This window comes from Saccharothrix sp. ST-888, from assembly GCF_000955975.1.
Taxonomy (GTDB): domain Bacteria; phylum Actinomycetota; class Actinomycetes; order Streptomycetales; family Streptomycetaceae; genus Kitasatospora.
In genome coordinates this window covers 64,574-75,572 of the sequence record NZ_JYJF01000019.1, presented here as the reverse complement: position 1 = coordinate 75,572, position 10,999 = coordinate 64,574, and the positions used below count along the sequence as shown (strand labels likewise).

Genomic DNA, 10,999 nt, shown 5'->3' with positions numbered 1-10,999 from the left:
TCGTAGCCGTTGGTCGTGGTCTTGCGGGTCTTCTTCGACGCAAGCCACATGTCGAGCCACTCGCCGACGGTCAGCCGGGACGTGAGCGACTGCCCACGGCGCAGCAAGCGGCGGGTCTCCTCGATGTCCGGGAGTGGGCTGCGCTCCTTGGCGACCAGCTCGAGTAAGTCGGCTATGCGGCTGTGCCCTTCGTCGTCATCGGCGTCGGGCAGAGCGAGCAGGCTGCGCACATGGTCGAGATCGGTCTGAGCGGCGCCGGCGCTGGCGTAGCCTCCCCGCCGGAAGATCCGGCGCTTCCCGTCCGGCCGGGACGGGAGTTCCTGCCGTAGGCCCCACAACCCGTGGCGCTTCTGGGAGAACTTCGGGCATGCCTGGCCCCACTGCTTGCCGGTCTCCGGGTTGCGGCAGGCACACCGTCGGTAGGTAGAGCCCTTCATCGTGGCGGCTGCTCCTCGTTGGGCTCGGTAGCGGCTGCGGGCAGGACCGGCACGCTGTCTGGTCGCTCCAACGCACCCGTGTCCTTGAGCCGTTCGATGAGGGGCTGGTTGAAGGCCGGCGGCCGGACGCCCGAGCGCATCATCTTGTTGATCACTTGGGCTAGGTCGACGAGGCGTACTGCAATGCCCTGCCGACGCTCCTCGTTGTCGCCCACGAGCCGCACAGTGGCTTCTGCGTCATTGAGCCGGTCGCTCGCGAGCTGGAGTTCGGTGTACAGCGCGATCGGGTGCGATGCCTCGAGCCAAGCGGTTTGGATGTCCTCGTACTTGCTGCTCACCGGACCGCCGGCGGCGGCCGCGAGTCCGTCGCCGAAGCGAACGACTGGCCCCTCGTGCCCAGCGGCCCACTTCCAGGCGAGATGCGTGTTGATGAGGTTTTCGTGGGGCGGGATCGGAACCTCGTCCGCAGAGCCGACGGGCAGGGCGAGCAGGAGGGGCGGGACGGCCAGGGCATAGCCCAGGATCATCAGCTCGTCGACCGTGACGTCACGGCGGCGCTTGCCGGTGTCCTTGTGCTTCCTACCGGTCTCGATGTTGGTGATCGCGGCGTACGAGAGGTCGGGGTAGCCGAGCGAGGCGCATCGCTCGGCGAGCTGCTCACGCGTCAGGCCGAGTCTCTCCCGATGCTTTCGGACTTCGGAGGCGACTACGTCGCTCAATGTGGAGTGCATATCGACAAGCTACATTGCGTATTGCACTGTGCCAAGTAGGCGCGTAGATTCCTTTGCTGTCCGGTAGATCTGCACATCTGGAGTGCAGATCGACAAGATCTGAGGGGAACTATGCCTGCATACACGGATAAAACGGCTGCTGGACTGACTCGTGAGGAGCTGCTTCAACTGCCAGTGGCCATCCCGCTCGACCTCGGAAATCGGGCTCTCGGGATAGGGCGCTCCCATGGGTACGAGCTCGCCCGCCGCAATGAGTACCCCTGCAAGGTGCTCCGTCTGGGCAACGCCTACCGCGTCGTCACCGCTGATCTGTTGCGTGTCCTCGGAGTGGAGGCGCAGTGACCCAGACCGTCGATCATCAGGATGAGGTGACCGTCTGGTGAGTGCCCTTGAGCGCGTCCGGAACGCGCTTCGAGATCATGGCTCGCGCAGCGATCACACCGGGCGCTCCTGGCAGTGCCCAGCTCACGATGACACCGCTCCGTCGCTCTCGGTCGGTCAGGGCGACAAGGGCGCCGACGCCGTCCTGCACTGCCATGCCGGGTGCGCCACAGAGGATGTCGTGAAGGCGCTCGGACTCACCCTTGCTGATCTGTACGACGCCCCCAGGGCCGTCAGGCAGGAACGGCCCATGCAGGTCGCCGAGTATCGGTACACCGATGAACAGGGTGAAGTCCTGTGCCTCGTACGCCGCTTCGAACCAGGCTTCAGGGGCGAGAAGAAGACGTTTCGGCAGTGCCGCCCCGACGGAGCGGCCGGAGTCGCCGGTGTCCGCCGCGTCCTCTATCGACTCCCCGAGGTGCTTGCGGAAGCCAAGGCTGGTGGCACGATCCTCGTCGTCGAGGGCGAGAAGGACGTTGACAACCTCTTCAAGGCTGGCGCTCTGGCCACCTGCAACATCGGCGGCGCCGGAAAGTGGCGGGACGAGTACAGCGCATATCTCCTTGGCGCTTCCAACGTCGTTGTGGTCGCTGACCGGGACAAGCCCGGTCGCAACCATGCTGCTCAGGTTGCGCGGTCGCTGACCCGGTCCGGGATACCGGTCCGGGTCGTCGAGCCTGCCGTAGGCAAGGACGTCAGTGATCACCTTGCCGCAGGCCTTGGCTTCGCCGATCTGCTGCCGGTCCAGGAGCCGATGCGGCCGTCGACGGAGTCTCCGGCAGAGCGCACTTCGGCGGACGCAGCGCCGGGCGAGCCCACCCGACGACTCAGGCTCACCCCTGCCTCGAGCATCGCACCTGAGCCCGTCATATGGGCGTGGGAACCCGACACGGGCGAGGGCCGCATCCCTGCCGGCGCGCTCACGCTGGCAGCCGGTCGCGAGGGCACTGGGAAGTCGTCGTTCGGTATCTGGCTCGCCGCACAGCTTTCGCGTGGCACGCTGCCCGGCACGTTCTTCGGCCGCCCAAGGAACGTGCTCTACGCAGCGGTTGAGGACTCCTGGTCACGAACCCTCGTTCCCCGCCTCATCGCAGCCGGTGCCGACCTGCAACGGGTCTTCCGTGTCGACGCCGAGGACATCATGCACGGCGAGACGATGATCTCCTTGCCGCACGATGTCCGGCTGATCGAGGAGGCTATCGCCGAACACGACGTCGCCGCCCTGATCGTCGACCCGCTCATGTCGACGCTCGGCAGTGGCACGGACGCCCACCGAACGCAGGATGTCCGCCAAGCACTCGAACCGCTGGTGCGCATGGCCGAGAGGACCACGGCGCTCACTCTCGGCATCGCTCATTTCAATAAGGCCAGTGGTACGGATGCGTCGCAGCTCATCTCCGGCTCGGGCGCGTTCAAGGACCTGGCGCGCGCCATCATCGCCTTCGCCCGCGACCCGGAGAGCGAAGAGCAGGTGATGACGCAGACGAAGAACAGCCTCGGCCGGCTCGACCTGGCCTCCCTCGGATACCGGATCGAGGGTGCCGACGTGGAGACGTTGAAGGGAACGGCCAACGTCGGTCGCCTGGTCTTCACCGGGCCGAGCGAACGCAGTGTTGAGGACACACTGTCCTCGGCCGGAGGGGTCGACGCGGCCGACCGCGATGAGGCGGTTGAGTGGCTGACGCACTACCTCTCCGATCCCTCACGCGGTGGTGAGGCGCCTGCCAACGAGCTGATCAAGGCAGGGGAACGGGATGGCCTGTCGAAGGATGCACTCAAGCGCGCGAAGAAGCGGGCACGTGTCGAGTCCAGCAAGACTGGTGGGGCGGGCGCGGGGTGGGTCTGGCGGTTCATCGGACAGGACGCGGAGAGCTACAGGGCCGGGGGCAACCGAGCGAAGGGAGCGAAGGGAGCACACACCCGTGAGCCTGCTCCCTTCGCTCCCTTGCAGGATGATTCGCGCCCTTCGCCTTCTGGGACCGATGATCCGTCACTGCGCCTCGTGAACGAATCAGCTGTCGGATGGCGAAAGCCCTTGTGTGAGGTCTGCGGCGAACCGCTCGACCTCACCCATGCCAAGGCCGGAGAGCGTACCCACCCTTGCTGTGGGGCGGCGGCCTAACCGTTCGCAGAAGGTGCGTGCCCCCAGGGGGATATAGCCCCCGTGGGAACACGTTCGGGACCGCCGGGGAGGGAGCTCGCCAAATGTACGGGTCTGGGAGATCTGTACGAGCGCCGCAACCGGTTGCTGTGCCCGCTGCGCGTGTGAGGGGGCAGCCGACCAAGTACCGCGACCAGGCGGTGCGCGGTTCAGATGTGCAGAGTGATGCCGCGATGGGCGGCGAACCGGTCAAAGGTCGCAGCAGGCAACGTGGCGCTGACCGCGTCCGGGGTGTGGCCAGACGGATTGTGGAACGACACCGTCCCGTTGTGGTGGCCGGTGACCAGTACGAGGTGCCCGCCTCGGCCGGTCGCGGGCCGGTCGGGGCGCCGGATCTCCTTGTGCACCGAGGCGATCACCAGGCGCCCCTTGTCGACCTCGGCTGTGAGCCGGTCCGGGGTGAGGCCGGTAATGACCTCGGCCCGGAGGTGGAAGGCGTTGGCGGCGTATTCGGTGAACTGCCGGTAGAACAGTCCGCTCACGCTACCGTCCGGCTCCTGGCGGTAGGCGTCGTACTTGAGTGCCCCTTGCAGCAGCTCGTACAGGGTCGGGGCGTTGCCGTCGCGGGCGAACAGCGCCATCCGGAGGCACGTCATGCCGCACCATCGTCGGCACCAGTATCCGTACGTCTCCTGGTCCGGTGCTCCAGAGTTGGGCCAGTTCGGGTCCTCGCCTGCCGGGCGGCCGCTGTAGGCGATCGCCGCGATCAGGTCGGGACTGGCGTACTGCGTGATGACGGGGATCGGATGGCGCGACGGCGGCTGGTCAGGCATGGGTGAGTTCTCTCCAGTGCGGCGGGTCCGTCATGAAGCGATGGAATGAGCTTATGGAGACCGAGCCGCCGGAGAGGACCACACCAACCGGGCCGGGGTCGAGGTCGATTAGCTCCAGGGCGGCGAGCGCGACGGCTCCGGACGGCTCAACCACCACCTTCAGGTGCTGGAATGAGGCCGCCATGGCACGCACGATCTGAGCATCCGTCACAGTCGCGATGTCATCGAGCATCACCCGATTGATCTCCCACGGCAGCGGGGCAGGGCTGATGTGCCGCAGGCCGTCGGCGATCGTGTCCGGCACGTTCGGCAGCTCGGTGAGCGTGCCGGTCCGCAGGGAGGCAGTGGTATCCGCTCCGGTCTCCGGCTCGACGCCGATGACCTTGATCCGAGGATTGACGTGCTTGGCAGCGACGGCGGTACCAGCCGCGAGGCCGCCACCGCCGACCGGGACCAGGATCGCGGCCAGCGCTGGTGCCTGCCGCACGAGTTCAAGCGCGACCGTGCCGGCACCGGCCATCACGTGCGGGGAGTTTGCTGAGGGCACCACCGTGTAGCCGTGGTCCGTGGCGAGGGCGGCCGTGATCTGGTCGCGGTCGTCCCGCTGCCGGTGGTACGTGACGACCTGCGCGCCGAGGGATCGCGCGCCGTCGACCTTGGCGCGTGGGGCGTCGTGAGGGACGACGACGGTCACCGGGACATCGAGCAACCGTCCGGCGAGTGCCAGCGCCTGCGCATGGTTGCCCGAGGATGCGCCGATCACGCCGCGCTGCCGGGCGTCCGGGGCGAGCCCGGCGAGGGCGTTGTACGCGCCCCGGAACTTGAACGACCCGCTTCGTTGCAGTGCCTCCGCCTTCACCACGACCGCCCGGCCCGCTGCCTGGTCGAGTTCCGGGTGCGACAGGACCGGGGTGAAGGCGGCGACATTGCGGAGGCGGCGTTGAGCGTCGTACACGTCGGCCGCGACCAGCGGGAGGCTCGGGCCGCTCACGGCCGGTACCCCTGGTGGTGAGCAGCGGCCAGGATGGCGGTGATCAGCTGGTCGTAGCCGATTCCGGCCGCGTTCGCCATGGTGGCGAGGTTCCCGTGAGGGGACAGACCGGGCAGGGTGTTCACCTCGAGCCAGAACACCTCACCGTCCGGGGCGACCATGAAGTCAGACCGCGAGTGGCTGTGGCAGCCGAGTGCTCGGTGCGCTTCGACGGCGGCGCGCTTCACAGCGGCGATGACCGGCTCGGGCAGCTCGGCCGGGCAGCGGTACCGGTGGCCGTTCGGGTCGCGCTTGGCCGCGTAGTCGTAGAACTCGGCCGTGGTCGGCAGTGTCTCCAGCGGCGGTAGCGCCATCAGATCGCCATCGACGGTGATGACGCCGCAGGTTACGGCGGTGCCATCGGCGAACGGCTCGATCAGCCACTCGCCGCCGGCCAGTACAGCGGGGAGCTGCGCCGCGTCGCGGCAGACGCGCATACCGATGGACCCACCCTCGGAGCACGGCTTGATGATCACGGGAAGGCCGAGGGTCGCAGCGGCGTTCTTCGCCGACAGCTCCGGATCGTCACCAGCCCGGACCACCAGGTGCGGGAGCACGTTCACCCCTGCCGCCTGAACGACGCTCTTCGCGGTCGGCTTGTACATCCCGAGCGCTGAAGCCATCACCCCGGAACCCGTGTACGGCACGCCGAGGCTTTCCAAGAGACCCTGAAGTTTGCCGTCCTCGGCCCACTGGCCAGCGATTGCGAGGAACGCCACGTCTACGGCGAGGACCCGGTCGGCGAACTCGGGTTCGGCAGGGTCGAGCATCACGTGCGCGAGTCCGAGACGAGTCAGCGACTCGTGGACGGCCTCGCCGGAGAGCAGCGAGCGATCTCGCTCGCCCGACCGGCCGCCGGTCACGACGGCGATACGTGGGATGGAAGACATGATCACGTCCTTTGCTGTGAGTAGGGATTCCAGATGCTGCGCCGGCGCGCGGTGGCGCGACACCGGTCCGGCCGCCGGAACCCGTGGGTCAGGCCAACAGCGACCAGACCCACTTGCCGAACGGCGCTTCTTCGACGCCCCACTGCTTGCTGAGCAGGGCCACCAGCCCCATGCCGCGACCGCTCTCATCGCGCTCCCCTGCGCCAAGAACGACGGGCATCGCGCCGGACGAGTCGCGGACCGCGATGCGAGCAGCTGTTCCATCGAGGCGCAGCAGCACACACAAGCGGGTGCACCCGGTATGCCGGGCGGCGTTGCCGACAAGTTCCGAGATGACCAACTGCGCGTTGTCGATCAGGTCCTCGCGGCCCCACTCGGTGAACTTCTCGGCTACCAGTTGGCGGGCGACCCGCGCCGACTCGGGAGCGCACGGCATGTGCCGGACGCAGCGGGAGCGGGCAGCCGGTCCCGCCTCGAGTGCAGTGGTCATCGCGGTACTTCGGACTCGGCGCCCACAACGGCGGTGAGAACCGGCGTGGTCGGCTGCGCAGGGGCAGGAGGCATCGAACGTCACTCTCTTGGGTGGTTATGGCGATCCCGCAGGACAGGGGCCGCCTGGCGTGCCGCACCTGGCTCTCTTCCCCGTGCTTCACCGGCCAGGGTGGCTGATGCTCATTGAAGAAGAGCTGACACCGCTTAGGAGACTCCGTGAGGTGACCCCAAGTTGGAGTCAGGGAAGGGTCGGTGGGCCTACGATCGGTGCACGCCTTCAGGGGAGCGAACCAGTGGACCGTCAACCCGATCCGCGAGACGTCGTCGCCGGCCTGCTCGAGGACGAGCGCCTGTTGTCCGCGTGCAGGGAACGGGACATGGGCGCGCTGTTCCGTCTGCTCAACGCGCGGGGAGTGAGCACACGACGGATCGCGGCGGCGGCGGAGATCACCCAAGGGCGGCTGTACGACTACATGAACGGCCGGACACGGGTCGAGAAGTTGTCCGTGTTCGAGCAGATCGCCGATGCCTTCCACATCCCCGGGCATTTACTCGGACTCGCTCGGCGACCATGGGAACCGGCGACGACAACGGAGCCGCAGCCGTGCGCGCCAGCCGCGACATCCGCAGACGGCGACGACCTCGCGGCGGTGGGTGCGTTCCGTCATGCGGACCGGCAGACCGGCGGCAGCCGCCTGTACGGCGCTGTCGTCCGGCATCTCTCGGACCAGATCGCACCGCGCCTGGTGGACATCGCCAGCGGATCTCAAGTGTTCGCAGTCGCCGCCGCGTTGACGGAGATGGCCGGCTGGATGGCCCACGACTCCGCCATGGACGACCGGGCTGAACGGCACTTCTCGCGGGCCTTGGCCCTCGCCCGGACCTCTGGTGATCTGCCGCTTGCTGCGAACATCGCTGCCAGCAGCAGCCATCTGGCGTTGCAGACCGGCGACCCGACACAGGCGGCACACTGGTCAGGTATCGGGGTCAACCTCGCCCGTAGCGGCCCGCACGTGCCAAGCCTGATGGCCAGGCTCCACACCATGCAGGGCCGCGCGCTGGCTGCTGCTGGGCAACGTACGTCGGCTGAACGCGCTCTCGAGCGGGCGCAGACAGCGCTGATCGCAGGGGCCGGCGACGCTCATCCCTGGCTGAGCCCTTTTGATCACGCCACCCTCGCCAGCGAATCAGCTCTTGCCTTCGCCGATCTCGGCCGGTTCGAGGACGCCCTTGGTCACGCTGAGCGGGCGGTCTCGCTGCGCGAGGAGAGTCGAACGCGGTCACTCGCCTTCAGCCGGATCACCCTCGCCGGAATCCATGTCCACCGTGGCGACTTGGACGCCGCTGTCCAAGTCGGTCACGAGTTGCTGGCGACCAGCCCAGCCCTCGGTTCCGTACGCGTGGTTCACCAACTCGACGACCTGCGAAGACTCCTGGGGCGGCACCGCGACTACCAGCCTGTACGTGAGTACCTGGCACGATTCGACGAGGCGCGCAGAGCGCGAATGGTGCTGCTCGCCGACATCATCCCGTCGCCTCGGGGAGGAACATCGTGAGGCCATCGCCCGCTGATCCCGTTGCTTGGAACGCCTACCTGGCCGAGGGCAACGCCCGCCAGGCGCGCAAGCGCGTGGCAGCCGACGTGATCCTGCGGGACCACGCCGGCCGCATCCTGACCGTGAACCCGACCTACAAAGAGGGCTGGGACCTTCCCGGCGGCATGGCCGAGGGGAACGAGCCGCCCCACGAGGCGGCTGTGCGCGAGCTGCGCGAGGAACTCGGCCTCACCGTCCGCCTCCGGGGCCTGCTGGTCGTGGACTGGGTTGCCCCACACGGCCCGTGGGATGACCAGATCGCCTTCATCTTCGACGCCGGCACGATCGACCTCGAGGAATCGGCGGCCTTGCAGCCGCAGGACGGCGAACTGTCCGAGGCTGCGTTCCTGCCCGTCCCAGAGGTGCGAAGCCTCTTGCGAGGCCGCCTGCAACGTCGGCTCGACGCCGCCGTACGAGCCCTCACGGACGGCCACACTCGCTATCTCCACGACGGGCAGTCCGCTTGGTGAGCACTGGGCCGTGACTGTGCGGCTCTGCGTGGCGCATTGGACATCGGGCCGTTGCGTGGGAGAGGGCCGGCCTTGCTGTGAGGTGGTGGATGGGGAACCGTCATGACCTCGGTCTGAGCGAGTCACTGTCATGACCTATGGGCGATGACCCCGGCGCACGGGCTTGCAGAAGATCGGAGGGGCGCTGGCCAGCGAGACCAGCGCCCCTTGGTGGTGCAGCTTCGCCCCGACCAACGGCCCCTGATTCGAGGTGCAGAAGGTGAGTCCAAGGTGAGCCCGGAGTGAGCCCGGACGCCTTTGGACGACGTGTGATCAATCAGCACCGATCATGTCGCCAAGGCTTCCGACCTGGAGCGATGAGTACTGAGCGGATCACTCGGGATCGTCCGGCGTGATCTCCTTGCGACTTTTAATCCGTAGGTTCAGGGTTCGAGCCCCTGGCGGCCCACGTGGAACGGGGTGGGGAAACCTCCCTCTGACCTGCAGCGCAGCACCCCGACTACTTCGATTAGTCGGGGTGCTGCTGCGTTCTCAGGCCGTCTGCGTGAGCGATGCGTGAGCGGACTGCACATCAGCGCCGATCGCGGTGGCGGACGGGGCACCCTCACGCCGTGCCCGAGGCACCAGCGCGGCGGCAGCCTCGGCCTGGGCGAAGGCCAGCTCGGGCAGGACGCTGGCGTAGATGAGGTGACCCCTGTGGTGTGGACACTCTGATGGCGGATCTTGATGGTCCGGGAAGACGGTTCATATGGCAGGGCGGAAGTACACCTCGGAGTTTCGGGCGGACGCGGTGGCGTTGTGGAGGGCCTCGGTGGGGCGGCGGACGATGAAGGACGTCGCTGTTGACCTGGGGATCACTCGGGAGACGCTGCGGTTGTGGGTTCGTGCGGCTGACGGCGGCGGGCAGGCTCCGGCCGGTGGGTCCGGGGCGGAGGAGCACCAGGAGGAGCTGGCCCGGTTGCGGGCGGAGAACGCCCGGCTGCTGAAGGCGGAGAAGGAGTGGCAGCTGGAGCGGGAGATCCTCCGCCGGGCGGCCCAGTATTTTGCCAAGGAGATGAAGTGACGTCCCGCCGCTGGGACTTCATCTCCGAATACGCCGGCGAGTTCGGCGTCCAGCGGCTGTGCCGGGTGCTGCAGGTTTCCCGCTCGGGCTGTTACCGGTGGCTGGCCGGTGCACAGGCCCGTTTCGGGCGGCGGGCAGCGGACCAGGCCCTGGTGGCGGAGATCCGCAGGATCCACTCCGACTCCGGCGAGACCTACGGGGTCCTGCGTGTGCATGCCGACCTGCAGGGATCCGGACACCATGTGAACCGTAAGCGGGTGGCGCGGTTGATGCGCGAGCACGGCATCATCGGCCGCCACCTTCGCCGTCGGAAGCGGACCACCGTCCCCGAGGCGGTGGCGCCGCCGGTGCCGGACCTGGTGCAGCGGGACTTCACCGCTTCCCGGCTCGACCAGCGCTGGTGCGGCGACATCACCTACGTCCAGGTCGGTGGCCGGTGGCTGTTCCTGGCCTGCGTGATCGACATCTGCTCACGCCGGGTCCTCGGCTGGTCGATGGCCCCGCACATGCGGGCCGAACTGGTCGTCAACGCCCTTGAGATGGCAGTGGCGGCCCGTGGCGGAGAGGTAGCCGGGGTGGTGTTCCACTCCGATCGCGGGTCGCAATACACCTCAGGGGCGTTCGCGGACGTCTGCGACCGGTACGGGATCCGTCGCAGCATGGGTCGAGTCGGCTCCAGCTACGACAACGCCCTGGCCGAGAGCCTGTGGCAGAGCCTCAAACGAGAAGCCCTGTACAGGACGCTGTTCTCCACGATGGAGCAGGCCCGAATAGCGATCCTGCAGTGGCTCACGTACTACAACGCACGGCGACGCCACAGCGCGCTGGCTTACCTATCCCCGATGGAGTTCGAACAACGGCAACGCACAACGGCTAAACTCTCACTCGCGGCGTAAACCCCTGTGTCCACATTCCGGGGGTCACCCCACACCGCCTTTGACCCCCAACGCAGCACCCCGGCCGGGGCGCTCGTGTG

General features: G+C 67.7%; 9 protein-coding genes and 1 pseudogene. 4 read left to right on the top strand and 6 right to left on the bottom strand.

Annotated elements, in window-relative coordinates:
• Nucleotides 1-437: pseudogene (locus UK12_RS09950) on the bottom strand (tyrosine-type recombinase/integrase); the annotation flags it as partial.
• Nucleotides 434-1,156: a helix-turn-helix transcriptional regulator gene (locus UK12_RS09945; protein WP_156178637.1), complete on the bottom strand. Its 723-nt coding sequence runs from the start codon at nucleotides 1,154-1,156 to the stop codon at nucleotides 434-436. The pseudogene UK12_RS09950 and the gene UK12_RS09945, both read right to left, overlap by 4 nt.
• Before the next feature lie 391 nt (nucleotides 1,157-1,547).
• Between UK12_RS09945 and UK12_RS36465 the strand changes: the two genes are divergently transcribed.
• On the top strand, nucleotides 1,548-3,671 hold the full coding sequence (locus UK12_RS36465) for an AAA family ATPase (RefSeq protein ID WP_156178636.1): 2,124 nt from the start codon (nucleotides 1,548-1,550) through the stop codon (nucleotides 3,669-3,671).
• A 188-nt stretch (nucleotides 3,672-3,859) separates the two neighbouring features.
• Here UK12_RS36465 and UK12_RS09925 read toward each other — a convergent pair whose 3' ends face one another.
• The 4 genes from UK12_RS09925 to UK12_RS09910 are packed head-to-tail and all read right to left on the bottom strand — an operon-like array spanning nucleotide 3,860 to nucleotide 6,893.
• The gene (locus UK12_RS09925) at nucleotides 3,860-4,483 is read right to left on the bottom strand and encodes a C39 family peptidase (RefSeq protein WP_045301873.1); all 624 of its coding nucleotides are present in this window, start codon (nucleotides 4,481-4,483) and stop codon (nucleotides 3,860-3,862) included.
• Entirely contained in the window at nucleotides 4,476-5,474 is a 999-nt protein-coding gene (locus tag UK12_RS09920; RefSeq protein ID WP_045301870.1) for a threonine ammonia-lyase, read from the bottom strand. Before UK12_RS09920 ends, UK12_RS09925 begins: the two co-directional genes overlap by 8 nt.
• Nucleotides 5,471-6,466: a D-alanine--D-alanine ligase family protein gene (locus UK12_RS09915; protein WP_197084713.1), complete on the bottom strand. Its 996-nt coding sequence runs from the start codon at nucleotides 6,464-6,466 to the stop codon at nucleotides 5,471-5,473. The genes UK12_RS09920 and UK12_RS09915 overlap by 4 nt, the downstream gene beginning before the upstream one ends.
• Nucleotides 6,467-6,491: 25 nt before the next feature.
• The gene (locus tag UK12_RS09910; protein WP_045301866.1) at nucleotides 6,492-6,893 is read right to left on the bottom strand and encodes an ATP-binding protein; all 402 of its coding nucleotides are present in this window, start codon (nucleotides 6,891-6,893) and stop codon (nucleotides 6,492-6,494) included.
• Nucleotides 6,894-7,188: 295 nt separating this feature from the next.
• Here UK12_RS09910 and UK12_RS09905 point away from each other — a divergent pair, with 295 nt between their 5' ends.
• The 3 genes from UK12_RS09905 to UK12_RS09890 all read left to right on the top strand — a co-directional run bounded on the left by UK12_RS09905 (nucleotide 7,189) and on the right by UK12_RS09890 (nucleotide 10,919).
• Nucleotides 7,189-8,451, top strand: coding sequence for a helix-turn-helix transcriptional regulator (locus UK12_RS09905; protein ID WP_197084712.1), 1,263 nt, complete (start codon nucleotides 7,189-7,191; stop codon nucleotides 8,449-8,451).
• Nucleotides 8,448-8,960: an NUDIX domain-containing protein gene (locus UK12_RS09900; protein WP_045301864.1), complete on the top strand. Its 513-nt coding sequence runs from the start codon at nucleotides 8,448-8,450 to the stop codon at nucleotides 8,958-8,960. Before UK12_RS09905 ends, UK12_RS09900 begins: the two co-directional genes overlap by 4 nt.
• A 748-nt stretch (nucleotides 8,961-9,708) precedes the next feature.
• Nucleotides 9,709-10,919, top strand: a protein-coding gene (locus tag UK12_RS09890) for an IS3 family transposase (RefSeq protein ID WP_156178635.1) whose coding sequence is annotated in 2 segments (ribosomal slippage) — nucleotides 9,709-9,955 and nucleotides 9,955-10,919 — 1,212 coding nt in all. Because the reading frame shifts where the segments join, the coding sequence is not laid out codon by codon here.
• The last annotated feature ends 80 nt before the right edge of the window (nucleotides 10,920-10,999 follow it).